At 69.6% G+C, this 17370-nt stretch carries 19 protein-coding genes; 9 read left to right on the plus strand and 10 right to left on the minus strand.

The features are described 5' to 3' along the window. Positions 1-13: 13 nt before the first annotated feature. From AVL48_RS17695 to galE, 3 genes are all read left to right on the plus strand, one after another. Positions 14-733 (plus strand): iron-dependent transcriptional repressor DtxR, encoded by a 720-nt coding sequence (locus AVL48_RS17695; protein WP_082857673.1) that lies wholly within the window; start codon positions 14-16, stop codon positions 731-733. Beyond that, complete coding sequence (gene galK, locus AVL48_RS17700) at positions 730-1911, plus strand: galactokinase (protein ID WP_061984122.1); 1182 nt, start codon at positions 730-732, stop codon at positions 1909-1911. The genes AVL48_RS17695 and galK overlap by 4 nt, the downstream gene beginning before the upstream one ends. A 114-nt stretch (positions 1912-2025) precedes the next feature. Further along, positions 2026-2985, plus strand: coding sequence for a UDP-glucose 4-epimerase GalE (galE, locus tag AVL48_RS17705; RefSeq protein WP_143104877.1), 960 nt, complete (start codon positions 2026-2028; stop codon positions 2983-2985). Here galE and AVL48_RS17710 read toward each other — a convergent pair. From AVL48_RS17710 to AVL48_RS17720, 3 genes are all read right to left on the minus strand, one after another. Then, positions 2954-4021 carry a DUF4192 domain-containing protein gene (locus tag AVL48_RS17710; protein WP_061984120.1) on the minus strand — a complete coding sequence of 356 codons (1068 nt, stop codon included), beginning with the start codon at positions 4019-4021 and terminating at the stop codon, positions 2954-2956. The genes galE and AVL48_RS17710 overlap by 32 nt on opposite strands. 150 nt (positions 4022-4171) lie before the next feature. Continuing rightward, positions 4172-5026 carry a M23 family metallopeptidase gene (locus AVL48_RS17715; RefSeq protein WP_061984246.1) on the minus strand — a complete coding sequence of 285 codons (855 nt, stop codon included), beginning with the start codon at positions 5024-5026 and terminating at the stop codon, positions 4172-4174. A gap of 270 nt (positions 5027-5296) precedes the next feature. Then, a complete protein-coding gene (locus tag AVL48_RS17720) occupies positions 5297-7108 on the minus strand; it encodes a Xaa-Pro dipeptidyl-peptidase (RefSeq protein WP_061984118.1) in 1812 nt (603 codons plus the stop codon). An 87-nt stretch (positions 7109-7195) separates the two neighbouring features. Here AVL48_RS17720 and AVL48_RS17725 point away from each other — a divergent pair, with 87 nt between their 5' ends. Further along, positions 7196-8761, plus strand: coding sequence for a DUF4139 domain-containing protein (locus AVL48_RS17725; RefSeq protein ID WP_061984116.1), 1566 nt, complete (start codon positions 7196-7198; stop codon positions 8759-8761). A 78-nt stretch (positions 8762-8839) separates the two neighbouring features. On the opposite strand, the gene AVL48_RS17730 is transcribed toward AVL48_RS17725, so the two are convergent. From AVL48_RS17730 to AVL48_RS17740, 3 genes are all read right to left on the minus strand, one after another. Further along, complete coding sequence (locus tag AVL48_RS17730) at positions 8840-9271, minus strand: CBS domain-containing protein (protein WP_061984114.1); 432 nt, start codon at positions 9269-9271, stop codon at positions 8840-8842. Between the two features lie 77 nt (positions 9272-9348). Then, on the minus strand, positions 9349-9801 hold the full coding sequence (locus tag AVL48_RS17735) for a hypothetical protein (protein ID WP_061984112.1): 453 nt from the start codon (positions 9799-9801) through the stop codon (positions 9349-9351). Beyond that, a complete protein-coding gene (locus AVL48_RS17740; RefSeq protein ID WP_061984110.1) occupies positions 9798-10730 on the minus strand; it encodes a neutral zinc metallopeptidase in 933 nt (310 codons plus the stop codon). The genes AVL48_RS17735 and AVL48_RS17740 overlap by 4 nt, the downstream gene beginning before the upstream one ends. An 85-nt stretch (positions 10731-10815) precedes the next feature. Here AVL48_RS17740 and AVL48_RS17745 point away from each other — a divergent pair, with 85 nt between their 5' ends. Next, on the plus strand, positions 10816-12822 hold the full coding sequence (locus tag AVL48_RS17745; protein WP_061984108.1) for a prolyl oligopeptidase family serine peptidase: 2007 nt from the start codon (positions 10816-10818) through the stop codon (positions 12820-12822). 47 nt (positions 12823-12869) lie between these two features. On the opposite strand, the gene AVL48_RS17750 is transcribed toward AVL48_RS17745, so the two are convergent. Then, complete coding sequence (locus tag AVL48_RS17750; protein WP_061984107.1) at positions 12870-13184, minus strand: DMT family transporter; 315 nt, start codon at positions 13182-13184, stop codon at positions 12870-12872. Next, positions 13184-13831, minus strand: a complete 648-nt coding sequence (locus tag AVL48_RS17755; protein ID WP_061984106.1) for an FMN-dependent NADH-azoreductase — start codon at positions 13829-13831, stop codon at positions 13184-13186. The genes AVL48_RS17750 and AVL48_RS17755 overlap by 1 nt, the downstream gene beginning before the upstream one ends. A gap of 92 nt (positions 13832-13923) precedes the next feature. Between AVL48_RS17755 and AVL48_RS17760 the strand changes: the two genes are divergently transcribed. Beyond that, on the plus strand, positions 13924-14511 hold the full coding sequence (locus AVL48_RS17760) for a TetR/AcrR family transcriptional regulator (RefSeq protein ID WP_061984105.1): 588 nt from the start codon (positions 13924-13926) through the stop codon (positions 14509-14511). On the opposite strand, the gene AVL48_RS17765 is transcribed toward AVL48_RS17760, so the two are convergent. After that, the gene (locus tag AVL48_RS17765; protein ID WP_061984104.1) at positions 14512-14910 is read right to left on the minus strand and encodes an SRPBCC domain-containing protein; all 399 of its coding nucleotides are present in this window, start codon (positions 14908-14910) and stop codon (positions 14512-14514) included. A gap of 55 nt (positions 14911-14965) precedes the next feature. Here AVL48_RS17765 and AVL48_RS17770 point away from each other — a divergent pair, with 55 nt between their 5' ends. From AVL48_RS17770 to AVL48_RS17780, 3 genes are read left to right on the plus strand one after another with little or no spacing between them, the layout of a single operon-like run. Further along, positions 14966-15565: a CGNR zinc finger domain-containing protein gene (locus tag AVL48_RS17770; RefSeq protein WP_061984103.1), complete on the plus strand. Its 600-nt coding sequence runs from the start codon at positions 14966-14968 to the stop codon at positions 15563-15565. Positions 15566-15583: 18 nt separating this feature from the next. Beyond that, the gene (locus AVL48_RS17775; protein WP_061984102.1) at positions 15584-16633 is read left to right on the plus strand and encodes a DUF2293 domain-containing protein; all 1050 of its coding nucleotides are present in this window, start codon (positions 15584-15586) and stop codon (positions 16631-16633) included. A 39-nt stretch (positions 16634-16672) separates the two neighbouring features. Further along, complete coding sequence (locus tag AVL48_RS17780; protein ID WP_061984101.1) at positions 16673-17023, plus strand: DoxX family protein; 351 nt, start codon at positions 16673-16675, stop codon at positions 17021-17023. 169 nt (positions 17024-17192) lie between these two features. Here the strand turns inward: AVL48_RS17780 and AVL48_RS40095 are convergent, their stop codons facing one another. Next, positions 17193-17348 carry a hypothetical protein gene (locus AVL48_RS40095; protein WP_244162299.1) on the minus strand — a complete coding sequence of 52 codons (156 nt, stop codon included), beginning with the start codon at positions 17346-17348 and terminating at the stop codon, positions 17193-17195. Between the last annotated feature and the right edge of the window lie 22 nt (positions 17349-17370).

Genomic DNA, 17370 nt, shown 5'->3' on the forward strand with positions numbered 1-17370 from the left:
GCCAGCGACTACGATGAGCAACGCGGACGAAGGGGACAGCGTGAACGATCTCATCGACACCACAGAGATGTACTTGCGTACGATCTACGAGCTCGAAGAAGAGGGTGTCGTCCCGCTGCGGGCCCGAATCGCGGAGCGGCTGCAGCAGAGCGGCCCCACCGTGAGCCAGACCGTCGCCAGGATGGAACGTGACGGGCTGGTCGTCGTCGCGGATGACAGGCATCTGCAGCTGACCGAACACGGTCGCGAGCTCGCCATCGCGGTCATGCGCAAGCACCGGCTGGCCGAGCGCCTCCTGGTCGATGTGATCGGCCTCGAGTGGGAGCACGTCCACAACGAGGCCTGCCGCTGGGAACACGTGATGAGCGAGGCCGTCGAGCGCAAGCTGGTCAAGCTGCTCGACCACCCCACCACGTCCCCTTACGGCAACCCGATCCCGGGACTGGACAAGCTCGGCGACGGTGATCCCGCCCCGCCCGCCGAGGCCGATCTGGTCCGGCTCGACGAATTCGCCCGCACGGGTGGCGGCGAGGTCGAGATCCGGCGCATCGCCGAACACGTGCAGCTCGACGAACTGCTGATGACCGAACTCAAGTCGGTCGGCATCGTGCCCGGCGGCCGGGTCTTGGTCGGCAAGGCCGCGCCCGGCGGGACCATCGAGGTCACCGGTGGCGACAACACCGCCCAGGTACCCGTTTCGGCGTTGCACGCCGTGCTGGCGCAGGCGAGGTGAGCGCCGCGTCCGACGCCGCGGCGACGTTCCGGACCCTCCACGGCCGGGCTCCGGCCGGGGTCTGGTCCGCGCCCGGCCGGGTGAACCTGATCGGGGAGCACACCGACTACAACGACGGTTTCGTGCTGCCGTTCGCCCTCCCGCACCGGCTCGCCGCCGCGGCGAGCCCGCGCGAGGACGGCGTGCTGACCGTCGCGACCCTCGGTTCGGACGGCCGCGCCCAGGAATCAGGGCCGCTCACCATCGCCGATCTGCGGCCCGGCTCGATCGAGGGGTGGGCCGCGTACCCGGCCGGAGTCACCTGGGTCCTGCGGGACCAGGGGCTCGGCAGCGGCGCGGACCTCGTGATCGCGGGGGACGTACCCTCCGGCGCCGGGCTGTCCTCGTCCCACGCGCTCGAATGCGCCGTCGCGCTCGCCCTCTTGGGGCTGGCGGGCATCACCCCGGCCACCGGCCCCGGTTCGCCGACCCTGCACGAGGTGGCCCGCTGGGTGCAGCGTTCGGAGAACGACTTCGTCGGGGCGCCGACCGGTCTGCTCGACCAGACGGCTTCCTTGTGCTGCACGGAATCGAACGTCCTGTTCCTCGACGTCCGCTCCGGCGAGCTGGAGCAGGTGCCGTTCCCGCTGGAGGAATCCGGCGTCCGGATCCTGATCATGGACACCCGCACGAAGCACTCGCACGCCGAGGGCGGTTACGGCGAACGCCGCCGGGGCTGTGAGCGCGCCGCGGAACTGCTCGAAGTGAAGGCGCTGCGGGACATCGATCTCGACGGGCTGGACGCCGCGCTCGCCAAGCTGCCGGACGAACTGGTGCCGCTGGTGCGGCACGTGGTGACGGAGAACCAGCGGGTCCTCGACACCGTGGACCTGCTGCGTGCCGGCCGGATCACCGAGATCGGCCCGCAGCTGGACGCCTCGCACGTCAGCATGCGCGACGACTACCGGATCTCCACCCCTGAACTCGACCTCGCCGTCGCTTCGGCCCGTGAAGCCGGGGCGCTCGGTGCGCGGATGACCGGCGGCGGCTTCGGCGGTTCGGCGATCGCACTGGTCCGAGAGTCCGATGTGGACACTGTAGGACGAGCGGTGAAAGCCGCGTACGAGGCGGCGGATCTGCGCCACCCCAGGCTGTTCACCGCGGTGCCGTCGCGCGGCGCCGGTCGCGACGAGCTTTAGCCGTGACACCCCCGGGCGCGTCGGGTGCCCGGGGGCGTGGAGACTGTGGAGCGACCGCATCCGCAGCAGAAAGGCGCGAACGTGACCGACGAACCGACCAAGACCCTGAAGCTGATGGTGACGGGCGGAGCCGGTTATGTGGGCAGCGTCTGCGCGGCCCGCCTCATCGAGGCCGGGCACGATGTCACCGTGGTCGACGACCTCTCCACCGGGCACGCCGACGCGGTGCACCCGGACGCCACCTTCGTCGAGGGCGACGCCGCCGAGGTCGCGCGGCGCGTCCTCGGTGACGGCTTCGACGGTGTCCTCCACTTCGCCGCCAAATCGCTGGTCGGCGAGTCGATGACGGATCCGGCGAAGTACTGGGAGGGCAACGTCCTGACCTCGCTTCGCCTGCTCGAGGCCATGCGCGATCACGGCACGAAGCGGCTGGTGTTCTCCTCCACCGCGGCCACCTATGGCGAGCCCGAGTCCTCCCCCATTCCCGAGTCGGCGCCGACCCAGCCGACGAACACCTACGGCGCCACGAAGCTGGCCATCGACCACGCGATCACGTCGTTCTCGCGCGCCCACGGCATCGCCGCGGCGAGCCTGCGCTACTTCAACGTCGCCGGCGCCTACGGCTCCTTCGGCGAGCGTCACGCCACTGAAACCCATCTGATCCCCCTCGTACTCCAGGTCGCCACCGGGGACCGCGAGCGGATCCAGATCTTCGGTGACGACTACCCCACCGCGGACGGCACCGCCATCCGCGACTACATCCACGTGGTCGACCTCGCCGACGCGCATCTGCTGGCCCTGCGCCACGTGGTCGACGGCGAGCACCGCATCTACAACCTCGGCAGCGGTACCGGTTTCTCCGTGCTCGAGGTGATCGAGGCATGCCGCCGCGTCACCGGCCACGAGATCCCCGCCGCGGTCGCGCCGCGCCGCGCGGGCGACCCGTCGGTGCTGGTGGCCTCCAGCGCGCGGGCGGGCGACGAACTCGGCTGGAAGCCCGAGCGCACCGACCTCGACGGCATCGTGGCCGACGCCTGGGAGTTCACGCGCTCCCGCCGGACGACTCGAGGCTGAGCACGTACCGCGGCCCTTCCTCCTGCTGCCGCAGAACGATCCCGGCCACTTCGGACGGAGCCAGCATCGAGTCCAAAGCGACTGTCAGCAGCCTGGCGAGCCCGTGTTCCGGATCGACTGCACAGGCCCTGGCCAGCGCCATCCCGGCGACGGTCAGGTCACCGCGGGCGTAGGCGGCGTGCGCCTTCAAACACAGTGCCTCGGCGGACTCCGGTTCGGGTAGTTCCCTGGCCAGGCGGAGCCAGAGATCTTCCGCGGCCCTCGCCAGTGGTGAATCCGCCGGAGCGGCGGTGAGCAGGCAGGCGCTCCGGACCTCGACGAGGGAAAGCGCCCAAGCCAGCCGGACGGCCTGATCGTCGGTGATCGTCCTGTCGCCACGCGCGACGCGGGCGAGCGCGGCGTTCACCTCGGCGAGCCCCGCCTCGACGACGGGCTCGTCCGGCCACGGCGGGTCGGCCAGCCTGTTCAGGAGGTCGGCACGCCGGGCGAGGGTTTCCGGCGGACCGGCGTCGAAAAGGTGCTCCAGCTCCTCCCGGCTCTCGCGGGTGATGTGGCCGTCGCTGGTGACGATCGCGGCGATCACCGACTCGCGCGGGTCGGGCAGGACGCCGCCGCAGCTCGTATCGCGGTAGCAGCCCCACGGCACGCCCGCGGCGATCCGCGGCGCCCACAGCGGATGCAGCACGGGGATGCCGAACTCGGCGAGCGAGGATTCCAGGCGCCGGACGAAGCGGCGGCGCGGTGGCCGCCCGGCCGGATTCAGGGTGCCACCGCCGATGACGGCCACGGTGGCGCCGGTATGCGCGGTCGCGGACAGCCGGGCCGCGAGATCGAACGCCTGGTCTTTCTCCAGGCCGGGTGGTGGGAGGTCCACACGCAGGGTGAGTCCCTGCCGCTTGCGGTCCGGCCCTCGCTGGCCGAAGACGACGACGGAGTCCTCGGGATGGAATCCGAGGATGTACGGGATCGCGGCGAGCAGGTCCGCCGGATCCTTCAGATCGACCTTGGGCCTGCCGGTCGGGGTGGTTGTGGTCATGCCCCCACCTTGCGGCGGGAATGGGGCCGCCGGGTGGGGGCATGGCAGATCTGTGGACAACCGGGACCGTTGTGGACAACTGCCCCCGGGACCGGGCGCGGGACGCCGATCCTGTCGGTGGGGTGGACTATGTTGCCCGGCCCCGCAGGGTCAGCCGCAGTGCTCGAACGGGCTCTCGTAAGCGTTCGACCCGACCGAGCCGCCCCACTTCACGCAGGTCGAGGCGGCCGTCTTCTTCACCGGTCCGGCGTAGTAGGTGAAGCTGCCGGAGTCGGTCACGCGGGCCGAACCCTGGACTTCGAGGAACGCCGACACCGGCGAAGCGGTGCCGAGCGAAACCGCCTTCAGCGTCGTCACGCAGTTGGCCTTGGTCGAGGCGTTGTAGAGCAGGTACGCCGTGCCCGAGTTGTTCGCGAGCCCCTGCGAGTCGACCACCGAGAAGCCGCTGCCGCACACCTCCGTGGCCTCGTACGGGTTGCCACCGCACGAGTTCTTGCTGGTGAAGTCGGTGTGGCCGTAGTACGGCACCGCGACGCCGTTCAGCGTCGCCTTCTGCGCCACGCCGTTCAGCCGCTCTTCGAAGTGCAGGTGAGGACCGGTAACCCCGCCGGTCGCCCCCGCCGTGCCGAGCTGCTTGCCGAGGCTGACGGCCTGGCCGACCGAGACCGACTGAGTCGACAGGTGGGCATAGCGGGTGGTCCAGCCACCACCGTGATCGACCTCGACCCAGCGCCCGTAGCTCGTGCTGCCTTCGTTGGCGACCCGGCTGACGGTGCCGCCCGCCGAGGCCAGCACCGGCATCCCGGTGATCCCCGACTTCTGGAAGTCGACCGAGTTCGCCGGGCTGTGCCCGCTGAACGTCGCGGCCGTGACCGTCACGCCGCATTTGAACGGGACCTGGAAGTTCGGGGCGGCCGACGCCTGCGACGTCCCGGCCAAGGTCAGGCCGAGCGCGGGGAGAACGGTGGCCGCGGCGAGCACTGCGAGGCGGCGCAACCTGGACATGGAGACCTCCATCAGCTGGGAAAGCCGGACGCTTCGAAGCAAAGCCGGAGGAAATACATTTTCCATACAAGCGCACTGCCGGGTGGGGGTTTTCGGCCTCCCGGTCCGATCGGCCCCTTGGCGGCGGTCGACCGTGGCGGCGTCCGGGCTTGTGGCTTCCGGAGTCCCAGTACATGAAGGCCCCCTTCCTTGCGCCTGACGCAAGGAAGGGGGCCTTCATGTACTGCACCGCGGGCAAGGGCACCGGAACGCCGGACGGACCGACCCGGCTCAGCCGAAGGCGGCTCGCAGCGCGGGCTTCCCGCCCGCCACCGGCAGCACCACGGTGGTCCGGTTCAGTTCGAGCGCGATCCCCGCCCCGGGCTTCGGCCGGAGCGTGTAGTCGTGGTCACTGGAGGCCAGCAGGAACTCGATCTTGTGCCCGGCCGCGAGCAGGTAGTCCTTCGCGACCAGTTCGACCTCGACGCGGTAGCTCTCGCCGGGGGTGATCGGCTCGGTACGGGCGGGGTCGCGGCGGTTCTGCGGATCGGTCCAGCCACGGCTGATCACCTTGGCCGTACCGTCCGGCGCACGGTCGACGAGCACCGCCGTCACGTTCGCGGCGGGCTTGTCGAAGGACACCGACAGACCGGCCTTCGCGGTACCGGAGAGACGTACCGGCTGCTTCGCCGCGGAGGTCGAGTACAGCAGCCGGTTGCCCGACGACGTCGCGGCGGCGAGCTGTTCGATGGTCTTGCTCGCGTCGTCGGCCAGTTTCTCGACGGCGGGCTTGCCCGGAACGGGGTTGCGCGTGTCGAGCGTGCCCTTCGAGGAACCACCGGGCCACGGGTAGAGCTTCACGTCCTGGGTGCCCGGCAGCGGCCACTCCGGCTCGTCCACCCACGACTTGTCCTCGCGCTGGATGGTGGCCTTCGGCTCGCGCTCGATGCCGTTGTCCACGTCGTAGAGGTAGTGCGACATCCACTTGTTCAGCGTGGCGAGCCAGACGTCACGGCGGAGGCTGTACGGGTCGGCGTGCCCGGACTGGTGCAGCCAGATCTTGTGCTCGACGCCACGTGCCTTGAGCATTTCGTACCACCGCGTGCCCTGGTCGGTCTTGACGTTCCAGTCGCCGAGGCCGTGCACCACGAGCACCGAAGCGCGCACCTTGTTGACGTCGTTGCGGTAGTTCCGCACGTCCCAGAAGCGGCTGTAGTCGCCGGTCACCCGGTCCTGGTCGACGGCGATGCGGTCGATCAGCGGGCGGCAGACGGTGCGATCCTGTCGCGTGTGGACGTACTCGGCGAGCACGTCCGCGTCCTCGCCCTGGAATCCGCCCGCCGCGACGACGGCGCCGTCGTTGCGGTAGTAGTCGTACCAGCTGGAGATCGCCGCGATCGGGACGATCGTCTCCAGTCCTTCGACGCCGGTGCTGGCCACCGCGTTCGGCAGCGTCCCGTTGTAGGAGACGCCCATCATCCCGGTCTTGCCGGTGCTCCAGTCCGCGACCGCGGCCTTGCCCGCCGCGTCACGCGCCGTCGCGCGGCCGTTCAGCCAGTCCACAATGGACTTCGCGCCGATGGTCTCGTTGACGTCGCCGGTGCTCGGGCAGCCGGTGGACTGGCCGCTGCCGAGCGATTCGCCGTACACCACCGCGAACCCGCGGGCGGTGAAGTAGTCCTGGTAGCGCCAGCTGATCGGCACCGCGTTCGGGCCGACGGTCTTGGTCGCGATCCGCGGGCCCGCGGGGGCACGCTGGGCGCCGGGCACGTACAGCTCGACGTCGACGTTGTGGTTCGCGACGTCGTTGCCGCCCGCGTAGTACGGGCTGGCCTGGTAGACGACCGGGACCTTCATCCCCTGCTGCGTCGCGCGGGGCCGCACCACCTCCGCGTGCACGAGGTCGTCCTTGCCGTCGCCGTCACTGTCGACCGGCGCGGTGACCCAGACGTTCTCGCGGATGACGTCGGCCGGGTCGAACACCGGTTGCGCCTGGCCGCCGGAGAAGACCGGGGCCGGTGGCGTATCGGCCTGAGCCGGCAAGGCCGTCGCCGGCAGGACCAGGACGGCGGTGAACAAGGCGGCGAGCCGGGCGACTCTCACGTGACCCCCAAAACCGGGCATGGCGGGCAGGACGAAGCTGAGGTTTCCGGCCACCCGGACAGGTGTCAAGAGACTAACGTCGGGGGCATGCCGAGCACCGTGGAAGCCCCGATCGTCGCCGTCACCGTCTACCCGCACCACGCCCGGATCACGAGACGGGCGTCGGCGCGCCTCGACGGGGAAACACGCTTCGCGTTCGCGGGCCTGCCGTGGAACCTCGACGCCGATTCGGTCCGGGTCACCGGTTCCGGTCCGGCGGTCATCGCCGGGGTCGACGTCGCCGTCGAGCGCCATCCCGTACCCGCGGACGCCGCGCTGCGGGCGCTGACCGAACGGCGCCGGGCCGATCAAGCGATCGTCGACGAGGTCGCGGACGCCGTCGCCGCGGAGACCGCGAAGGTCGATCTGCTGACCGGGCTGGCGGCACGCAGCGGCAAAAGTTTCGCGAAGGCGCTCGCGGCGGGCACGGCGGAACCGCCCCGGGTCGCCGAAGTCACCGACGCGCTCGGCACGCAACTGGCCGGCGCGCTGGGAAAACGCCGCGAACTCGGCATCCGCCTCGCCCGGCTCCGCGACGACCTCAAGGCGCTGGACCGCGATATCGAGGCGAAGCAGGGCGTGTCCGAAGTGGACAGCGCGACGGTCACGGTCGAATTGGACAGCGGGGAGGACGGCGCGGAGATCGGGCTGGAACTGTCCTATGTGGTCACGAACGCGAGCTGGGAACCGGGCTACGACGTCCGTGTCCGCGGCGAGGACGTCACGGTGACCTGGTACGGGCGGATCACCCAGCACACCGGCGAGGACTGGCCCGAATGCGAGCTGGCCCTCTCGACCGCGCGCCCGGCGAACACGGTGGAGGTGCCGGAACTCGAACCGTGGTTCCTCGACCGCGTACGCCCGGTCCCACCGGTCATGGCGCGTGCCGCGTACGGCAGCGCCTCGCCCGCGGGCGGCGGGATCCCGGAGTCGGTGGGCATGGCCGCGCCCGCCGGGCCTCCGATGGCGATGCGGACCGCCACCGTCGAAGAAGGCACCACCGCGGTGACCTACCGGCCAAGTCGTCCGGTGGCGGTGCCCTCGGGCGCGCAGGGTCACCGCACGACGCTTGCGCAGCTGGATCTGACCGCGAAACTGGGCTACGTCACCGCTCCGGCGCTGTCGTCCGAGGCCTACCTGCGGGCGACCGTGGTCAACACGTCGGAGCACACCCTCCGGCCGGGGAAGGCGTCGGTATTCCACGAGACGGAGTTCGTCGGCACCACGCGGCTCGACGTCTGGGCGCCGGGCGAAGAACTCGAACTCGCCCTCGGCGTGGACGACCGGATCCGGGTCGAACGCGAACTCACCCATCGTTCGGCGAGCAAGGCGACGCTGTCCGGCGTGCGTAAGCGCGAAGCCTCTTACACCACGACGGTCACCAATCACAGCCCTCGCGAAGCCGTCGTGACCGTGCTGGACCAGGCGCCGGTCTCCCGCGACGAGGCGATCACGGTCCGGGAGGTCCGCGCGGTTCCGGAGCCTGTGGAGCGGACAGAGCTGGGCGAGTTCACCTGGCGGCTGACGCTCGCCCCGGGCTCGAAGACGGTCGTGACGCTCGGGTACCGGGTGGACGTCGCGAAGGGGGTCGAGCTGTCGGGGTGGCGGGAGTAGATCCCGGCATGCCATGAAAGGTCCTTTCCTTGCGAAATTTGCAAGGAAAGGACCTTTCATGGCATTTGGCAGAGCGGATCAGCCCTGGGAGATGTAGGCCTCCAGCTGCTCCTGGCTCTTCTCCAGTTGTTCCATCCGCGTCTTCACGACGTCGCCGATGCTCACGATCCCCGCGAGCCTGCCGTCGACCAGGACCGGGACGTGCCGGATGCGGCGTTCGGTCATCAGCACCGACAGCTGGTCCACCGAGTCCTCGGGGGTGCAACTGGCGACCATCTTGGTCATGATCGCGGCCACCGATCCGTCGAGCAGCTGGGGCCCGCGTTCGTTGAGCCGTCGCACCACGTCCCGTTCGGAGACGATCCCGACGATCCCGCCCTCGTCGTCGACGACCACCAGGGCCCCGACATTGTGCTCCGCGAGTCTCTCGAGCAGTTCGGTGACGTTCGTCTCCGGCGAGACGGTCGCGACGGCCGCCCCCTTGTTCCGCAACAGATCGGAAATCCGCATACGCGCTCCTCCCGGATGGGTGACCTGAGTCACTCCAGGTTATGGCCTGACCGCCATGGGCGAAAGTCCGGAGAGTCCTATTCGATACCCAGCCTGGTCGCGAGCGCGTCGTACGCCGCGATGATCCCGGTGCCATAGGGGTCGTCGCCGAGCGCGCCGAGGGTGCCGCGGCCCAGCTCCCACTGGGCCTTCGCGGCCTCGTGATCACCGAGTTTGCGGTAATCCTCGGCCAGGTTCAGGTGCAAGGACGGATAGAACCCGCGCACGGCCAAGGTCGCGTGGTACTCCTGGGCGCGTTCGTCGGTCAGCGAATCCGCCGCCGCGAGCGCGCGGAGATCCCAGGCGAGTTCGTCGGCCGGGTCGTCGCAGACGTCGGCCATGTAGTGCGCGAGCGCGCATCGGTGCAGCGGGTCGCCGTCTTCGCCGATCCGCTCCCACAGCGCGGCGAACCTCTCGCGCGCACCGGCCCGGTCCCCGGAGATGTGCAGCTGGAGGCCGGTGTGGATCTCGGCCATCACGTCATCGGTCATTTGACGTCGGCGGCCGGTGCCGCCCAGGTGTTGCACGCCGAAGTCGCCTTCGCGGAAAACCCGGCCTTCGCCCACTTCAGCTGATTGCGACGGCTGCCGTGGGTGTCACTGTCATCGGTGCGGCCGTAGTCGGCGAGCGCCGCGTTGGCCAGTGAGGAGCTGATCGACCCGCGTCCGGAGGCGGCCGCGAGGGCGAGCGCGCCGAAGCAGTTCGCCTGCAGTTCGATGCGGCGGACTAGTTCCTTGTCCGCCGGGGTGTCCTCGTCCGGGGAGGACATCTTCTCCGCGGCCGCCGACAGGATCCCGCTGGACCGCTGGACGTGGTGCCCGTACTCGTGGGCCATCGTCGCGAGATGACGCGACCGTTCGAGGCCCGCGTCGCCGAGCATCCATTCGGTCGGCGCGTAGATCGTGGTGTCACCGCCGCAGTAGTAGGCGACGGCCTCGGTCTCGCTCGGTGCCTTCCCGCAGGCGCTGGTCTCGGGCAGCGTCACCTGGACGGTCGCCGTCAGCGTCGGCTCGTTCGCCTGGTCCAAAGCCGGTTTCCAGGCTTCGGCGAGACAGGAGGCGAAGGTCTTGTAGTACGTCTCCAGCTTCGCGGCGTCACGGCTGATCGCCGGGAGGCGGCAGGTGACCGCGCCGAGCGCGACGCCTTCGGCGAGCAGCGGGTTCGTGTCCAGTTCCCGCACCTCCTTGGGCGGAGGTTTCGCCTTCCCCGCGGGTGCCTTGGCCACTTCCGAGGTGAGCGCGTCGGGGGCTGGGAGGGCCTGGCCGTCGATCTTGCGCGGTCCGCCCGCCATCGCCATGCCTGCCGCGGTGAGGACGGCGACGATGAGCAGCCCGACCACGGCGGAACCCGTTTTGCGGGGGCTTCCGGGGCGAGGTGGAGACGGCGCCAACGATCTGGGTACCTCGTCGGTGCCGGTCATGGTCTCCCCCAAGCGTGCGAGCCCTCAGCATACGGAATGCCACACCTGGTGGCGCCAGGACGGAGTGCCCGGCGAGACTGTCAGCATGAGTGACGAGGACCCGTACCTGTGGCTGGAAGACGTGACCGGCGAAGAAGCGCTGGACTGGGTGCGAGCCCGCAACGCCGAAGCTCTGGCGGAACTGGCGGGCGGTGAGCGGTTCGCCGGGATCCGTGACGAGGTCCGCGAGGTTCTCGACGCCGATGACCGGATCCCGTACGTCCGGCGCCGCGGCGGGTATCTCTACAACTTCTGGCAGGACTCGGCCAATCCCCGTGGCCTGTGGCGCCGCACCACCCTCGAGCAGTACCGGCTCGACGCGCCGGAGTGGGAGCTCCTGCTCGACGTCGACGCGCTGGCCGAGGCCGACGGCGAGAACTGGGTGTGGCAGGGCGCGGCCGTCCTCCGGCCGGGTTATCAGCGCGCGCTGGTCGAACTCTCGCGCGGTGGCGCCGACGCGACCGTGGTCCGCGAGTTCGATCTCGACGAACGCCGGTTCGTCGAAGACGGGTTCTTCGTACCCGAAGCCAAGACCCGGATCGGCTGGATCGACCGTGACCGCGTCTACATCGGCACCGATTTCGGCGCGGGGACGCTGACCAACTCGGGCTATCCGAGGCTGGCGAAGGAATGGCGGCGCGGCACCCCGCTCGAGGAGGCGGCAGTGGTCTTCGAGGGCAAGCCGGACGACGTCTCGGTGTCCGCCCACCACGACCCGACCGAGGGATACGAGCGCGACTTCGTCTACCGGTCGATCGACTTCTACCGCACCGAACGGTATCTCCGGACGCCCGGCGGCCTCGAACGGATCGGGGTCCCCGAAGACGCGCAGACGTCCTCACACCGGGAATGGCTGCTGATCCGGCTTCGCTCGGACTGGACCGTCGACGGCATCACCTATCCGTCCGGGGCTTTGCTCGCCTCCGGGTTCGACGCCTTCATGGCGGGTGAGCGCGACTTCACGACGCTGTTCACGCCTGACGCGCACACGTCGCTGGAGTACTGGGTGTGGACGCACAACCACTTGTTGCTCTCGACGCTGTCCGACGTCCGGACGGAATTGCACGTCCTCACGCCGTCGGACGGCTGGAACTCCCAGCCGCTCGCCGGTGCCCCGGAACTGGGCACGGCGCAGATCACCGGCACCGACCCCGACGTCAGCGACGAGTACCTGCTCGACTCCAGCGGCTACACCCAGCCGTCGACACTGAGCTACGGGCACGTCGGTGGCGACGTCGAAGTCCTCAAGCGCGCTCCCGCCTTCTTCGACAGTGAGGGCATGACGGTTTCGCAGTACTTCGCGGCTTCGGAAGACGGTACGAAGATCCCGTACTTCGTCGTACGTCCTTCCGGGGCCGAAGGCGGGCCGACGCTGCTGACCGGCTACGGCGGCTTCGAGGTCTCACTGACCCCCGGCTACAGCGGCGTGATCGGCCGCGGCTGGCTCTCGCGCGGCGGGACCTACGTCGTCGCGAACATCCGGGGTGGCGGCGAATACGGCCCCTCCTGGCACACCTCGGTCATCAAGGCCAAGCGGTACAAGGTCTACGAGGACTTCTCGGCCGTCGCCGCCGACCTCGTCGAGCGCGGCATCAGCGAACCGGGCCGCCTCGGCATCCAGGGCGGCAGCAACGGCGGGCTGCTGATGGGGGTCATGCTGACGCGGTACCCGCACCTGTTCGGCGCGATCGTGAGCCAGGTTCCGCTGCTGGACATGAAGCGGTACCACAAGCTTCTCGCGGGCGCGTCGTGGATGGCCGAGTACGGTGACCCCGACGAGCCCGCCGAATGGGACTATCTCGGGAAGTATTCGCCGTACCAGAACGTCCACAGTGGACGCGAGTATCCGCCGGTCCTGTTCGTCACCTCCACCAGGGACGACCGGGTGCACCCCGCGCACGCGCGCAAGATGGTCGCGCGGATGCTGGAGCAGGGGCACGACGTGCGCTACCACGAGAACATCGAAGGCGGGCACGGCGCGGCGGCCGACAACGAGCAGCTGGCGTTCAAATGGGCGCTGGTGCTCGAATTCCTGTGGGAGAAGCTCGCCTGACCTATCCGGGGAGGGGACTTTCCAGCGCGAAAGTCCCCTCCCTCAGGTCACTCCGCCACCCTCGCCAGCACGACACCTCCCACGATCAGCCCCATCGCGGCGAACCGCCCGAAGCTGAGCGGGTCCTTGTGGACGACGACGCCGAACACGATCGCGCCCACCGCCCCGATCCCGGTGAACACGGCATACGCGGTCCCCACCGGCAGCGAGTCCATCGCCTTCGACAACAGGTAGACCGCGGCGACACCGAGCACGAAACACAGCACGGTCGGCCAGAACCGGGTGAAGTTCTCCGTCGGCTTGATGCTCTGCGACCAGGCGACCTCGACGACTCCGGCCAAAAGCAGGATTCCCCAGCCCATCAGGCTTCCCTTCCGGCCTTTTCGGCGCCGAGAAGCGCCTGTTCCCGCGACGCGATCCGGTCGGGATCACGCGGGTTCAGCCGCGGGTCGACGAGCGCGTTCGTGAGTTCGGCGTGCAGGAACGTGACGTCGTGAACGTCGTAGTGCCCGGCGAAGAAGTCACGCAGGTAGCGCTCGTGGTGGTCGACCGGCTCGCGCGGCGTGCCCGGCAGGTAGGTGCCGCCCCGTGCCCCGGTGACGACGAAAGCCTTGCCCGCCAAGGACATCTTCGGGAACGTCACCTGGTCGATCCACAGTTTGAGCGTCGCGGGGATGGAGAAGTTGTACATCGGCGCCCCGATCAGCACGACGTCGGCGGCGAGCAGTTCGGCCAGCAGCGGCTCGATGACCGCCCAGGCCTCACGCTGCTCGGCCGTCTTCACCACCGAGGCGTAGTCAGCCGGATCGGTGATCTCGGCGGCGAGGACGGCGTCGCAGATCTCGGTCCACGCCTGCCCGATCGGGGGCACCGGTTCGGCTGCCACGTCGCGGTAGGTGTAGTCCGCGCCGGGGTGCGCGGCGCGCCAGACCTCGGCGAAGCGAGCACTCAGCTCGCGAGAGAACGACGCACGGCGGGCGCTGGAGTCGAGGTGGAGAAGATGGCTCATGGGGCCTCCCGGACCAGGAAGTGGACACGTCGTCCACTTGCTTTGCCGGGTACAAGTGGACGACGCGTCCGGATATTCCCTAGGCTGCGGACATGCCGACAGAAGATCTGCTCGCGAACGGCCCGGGGCGGGAACGAGCCGATGCCGCCCGCAACCGCGCGAAGATCCTGAAGGCCGCTGAAGAACTCTTCGCCGCCCGTCCGGCCGCGGACGTCACCATGGAGGACATCGCCAAGGCGGCCGGCGTCGGCCGCGCCACGCTGTACCGCCGCTACCCCGACCGGTCGGCGATCGCCGTCGCCCTGCTGGACGAGCACGAGCGGGAACTGCAGGAGCGGCTGCTCACCGGTCCTCCCCCACTGGGCCCCGGCGCGCCGCCCGCGGAACGGCTGGCCGCGTTCTACGCGGCGATGACCGATTTGCTCGACCGGCACGCGCATCTCGTACTCGGCACCGAGGTCGGGCATTCGCGGTTCACCACCGGCCCGTACCGGCTGTGGCGCACCCACGTCCGCATTCTCGCCGAGCAGGCGGGCGCGAAGGATCCGGACGCGCTCGCCGACATCCTGCTGGCACCGCTCGCACCCGAGGTCTTCCTCCATCAGACCGGTGAACTCGGCCTGAGCCCCGAACGGATCACCGAGGCACTGAAGGAGCAGGCGCGACGGGCGTTGTCCTGATCAGCCGGCGAGACCGTCGACGACGACCTTCAGCACGGCCTGCCAGTGCTCACGTTGCGCGGCGCGCTCCTCCGGCCCGGCGAGCCGCTCCTGATGGAAGACCACGACCGTCTTGCCGGGACCGGCCGGACGGAGCCCGACCTGGACCGTGCTCTCGTGGTCCCAGTCCTTCGGCCGCCAGGTGAGACGGATCTTCTCGCGTTCGCGGTAGCCGCGGACCTCGCCGACGGTGCCCTCGGCCGTCTCGTACGGCGCGCCCTTCTCCGGCTCCAGCCGCACGTCACCCAGCCAGTCCGCGAGCCCCGGACCCGAAAGGTAGTCCCAGACGTGCTCCAGCGGATACGCCACCGTCTTGGACACGCCGATCTCCCAGCCCGCGTCCTTCGTCTTCCCGACCACGCCGCCTCCACTGTAACCGTCTTGACCGGTTTCCGAAACCGACTATAGTGGTTACATGACGCCGGGAACAAGACTGCTCGTGAGCGCACAGGGTGAGCGGTACCGGTTCGATCCGGGCAGCCTCAGCCTGGAACTCATGCTGACCGGCGGCCCCGGCCCGTATCAGCGGTACGAGATCGCGCACGCGCCCGCCGACCTCGCCGAGTGGTTCACCGGCTCCCGGCTCGCGCTGACCGCGCCTCTGACCGACGTCCGGATCCGGCCCGCCGAACTCACCGCGCTCAAGGAGCTTCGAAACGCGCTCTACCAGGTCGTCCCCGCTCTCGCACACGGCGAGCCGCCGTCGGCCGAGGCGCTGGCTTCGCTGAATGACGCGACGGAGGCGAGCCCGCGGCCGGTGATCGATCCGGAAACCCGCCGGCTCGCCTGGGCCCCGCCCATCACCGGCAGGCAACTCCTCGGAGCCGTCGCCCGCGACGCCATCGAACTCGTCTCGGGCCGGCGGTCCGGCCGCGTCCGCGAGTGTTCCGCGGACGACTGCCAGCTGCTCTTCTTCGACACCTCACGCTCGGGCAACCGCCGCTGGTGCTCGATGGAGCGGTGCGGCAACCGCGCCAAGATCCGGGCCTACCGGGCGCGGGCCGAAACGTCGTGATCGCTAGGATTTCCGGCGATGCAAGGTGCGGCGAAGCTGGAACAGCGTGTCGTGGAGACGGCGGAGAAGCTGTTGTCCACGCGGAAATCGGTGACCGCGCTCGACGTCCTGGCCGGGATCGGCTGGCTGTCGGACAACGTCCTCACCGACTGGCAGCAGAGCAGGATCCCCGACCTGTCGACGGCGCTGCCGGTGGACAAGGAAAAGCTGAGCTTCGCCCTCGGAGCCCTTCAGCGCTGGGCCGAAGCGAAGGGCCTCGAAGGCGCCGAGATCGAGCGCGTCGCGGCAACGCGTGACCGGGCCGCCCTGAGAGCGACTTCGGATGACCTGGCCGACCTCGAACCGCTGTTCCGGACGCACTGGATCATGCCGGGACTGTCCGACGCCAAACGGGCGCAAGTCGTCGCGCGGCAACAGAAAGCCCCCGACCTGTTCGTCTGGGTCGCGCTCAAGGAATGGACCTGTGCCGAGTGCGGCGGTACCGGCGATCTGCTGTACCTGGAGAAAGAGGTGCCACATTGCCTCGACTGCGCCGACCTCGGCCACCTGGTCTTCCTGCCTTCGGGTGACGCGACCCTGACCCGTCGGGCCAAGAAGGCGAGCCGCCTCTCCGCCGTGGTCACGCGCTTCAACCGATCACGGAAACGCCAGGAGCGCCAAGGAATCCTGGTCGAGGAAGAGGCGCTCCGCAGCGCCGAAGAACAGTGCTTCGCCGACGAGGATGTCCGGGAACGACGTCGCGTACGTGATCGCGAGCGGCGCGCCCAGGAAGACGTCGAGTTCACCGCCCGGTTCTTCACCGCGATCACCGAGATGTTCCCCGGCTGCCCGCCGGAGCGGGCGCGCGCCATCGCCGAACACGCCGGTCAGCGTGGCAGTGGCCGGGTCGGCCGGTCCGCCGCCGGGCGCGAACTGGCCGAGCGGGCGGTGTTCCTCGCCGTCGTCGCCTCGATCCGGCACCTGGACACCGACTACGACGACCTCCTCATGGCGGGTGTGGAGCGGCAGGCCGCCCGTGACCGCATCCGCTCGACCATCGACACGGTGCTCGAACGCTGGCGAGCCTGACCGCTGTCACGATCCGGGCGCGGTCCCCGTCCAGAAGGCATGTTCACCGCCTACCTCACCGTGGCCATCGTGACGATCGTGATCAACGCCGGAATCGCCGCAGCCGACTTCGCGCGTGTCCCCTTCGTCCTGAAGAACTCCGCCGAAGTCGACGTGCCCCCGTCCTGGATCCCGCCACTGGCGTCACTGAAAGCGGCGGGCGCGGCGGGCCTGCTGCTCGGTCTGCTCGGCGTGCCCTACCTCGGTACCGCGGCGGCTGTCGGGCTCGTGTTGTTCTACGTCGGCGCCGTCATCACTCACGTGCGCGCCCGCGTTTTCTCCAACATCGCCTTCCCCGGCGGATTTCTCGTGCTCGCCGTAGCCACCCTCGTCCTCGATCTCGCGCGGTGAGCGTCAATTCCTCAGGAAATAAGGACTGAAGTGCCCGGCGGCCCGGCGGTCGCGCCCGAGCCTGTTCCGCTGTGCCGCTCGGGATCGCCGACCCGGTGCGTGACCGCAGCCGCCCTCGGTAACACGCGGAGTTTTCACTCACGGAAGTCGTCGGTGGGGACCATGACGATCACTCAAGGAGCGGAGCGACGAGTTCCGGCCGCAGTCCCCACCCCTCGGCGAGAATCGGCCGTCCGGAGACCAGCGCGCGCAGATCGTCCAGTGCCCCTTCGAACCGTGCCGGGAAACCGGCGATCGTGTCGGCGGCCATCTGCCCGCGGCGCATCCCGACTCCGAGACCGGGTGGG

Source organism: Amycolatopsis regifaucium, from assembly GCF_001613935.1.
In the GTDB taxonomy this organism is placed as follows: Bacteria; Actinomycetota; Actinomycetes; order Mycobacteriales; family Pseudonocardiaceae; genus Amycolatopsis; species Amycolatopsis regifaucium.

What these genes read in the sequence shown, in the direction of transcription:
- AVL48_RS17695 (WP_082857673.1), top strand. Translation starts at nt 14, where the DNA reads ATGAGCAACGCGGACGAAGGGGACAGCGTGAACGATCTCATCGACACC.
- galE (WP_143104877.1), top strand. Translation starts at nt 2,026, where the DNA reads ATGGTGACGGGCGGAGCCGGTTATGTGGGCAGCGTCTGCGCGGCCCGC.
- AVL48_RS17710 (WP_061984120.1), bottom strand. Translation starts at nt 4,021, where the DNA reads ATGACCACAACCACCCCGACCGGCAGGCCCAAGGTCGATCTGAAGGAT.
- AVL48_RS17715 (WP_061984246.1), bottom strand. Translation starts at nt 5,026, where the DNA reads ATGTCCAGGTTGCGCCGCCTCGCAGTGCTCGCCGCGGCCACCGTTCTC.
- AVL48_RS17725 (WP_061984116.1), top strand. Translation starts at nt 7,196, where the DNA reads ATGCCGAGCACCGTGGAAGCCCCGATCGTCGCCGTCACCGTCTACCCG.
- AVL48_RS17730 (WP_061984114.1), bottom strand. Translation starts at nt 9,271, where the DNA reads ATGCGGATTTCCGATCTGTTGCGGAACAAGGGGGCGGCCGTCGCGACC.
- AVL48_RS17735 (WP_061984112.1), bottom strand. Translation starts at nt 9,801, where the DNA reads ATGACCGATGACGTGATGGCCGAGATCCACACCGGCCTCCAGCTGCAC.
- AVL48_RS17740 (WP_061984110.1), bottom strand. Translation starts at nt 10,730, where the DNA reads ATGACCGGCACCGACGAGGTACCCAGATCGTTGGCGCCGTCTCCACCT.
- AVL48_RS17745 (WP_061984108.1), top strand. Translation starts at nt 10,816, where the DNA reads ATGAGTGACGAGGACCCGTACCTGTGGCTGGAAGACGTGACCGGCGAA.
- AVL48_RS17750 (WP_061984107.1), bottom strand. Translation starts at nt 13,184, where the DNA reads ATGGGCTGGGGAATCCTGCTTTTGGCCGGAGTCGTCGAGGTCGCCTGG.
- AVL48_RS17755 (WP_061984106.1), bottom strand. Translation starts at nt 13,831, where the DNA reads ATGAGCCATCTTCTCCACCTCGACTCCAGCGCCCGCCGTGCGTCGTTC.
- AVL48_RS17760 (WP_061984105.1), top strand. Translation starts at nt 13,924, where the DNA reads ATGCCGACAGAAGATCTGCTCGCGAACGGCCCGGGGCGGGAACGAGCC.
- AVL48_RS17770 (WP_061984103.1), top strand. Translation starts at nt 14,966, where the DNA reads ATGACGCCGGGAACAAGACTGCTCGTGAGCGCACAGGGTGAGCGGTAC.
- AVL48_RS17775 (WP_061984102.1), top strand. Translation starts at nt 15,584, where the DNA reads ATGCAAGGTGCGGCGAAGCTGGAACAGCGTGTCGTGGAGACGGCGGAG.
- AVL48_RS17780 (WP_061984101.1), top strand. Translation starts at nt 16,673, where the DNA reads ATGTTCACCGCCTACCTCACCGTGGCCATCGTGACGATCGTGATCAAC.
- AVL48_RS40095 (WP_244162299.1), bottom strand. Translation starts at nt 17,348, where the DNA reads ATGCGCCGCGGGCAGATGGCCGCCGACACGATCGCCGGTTTCCCGGCA.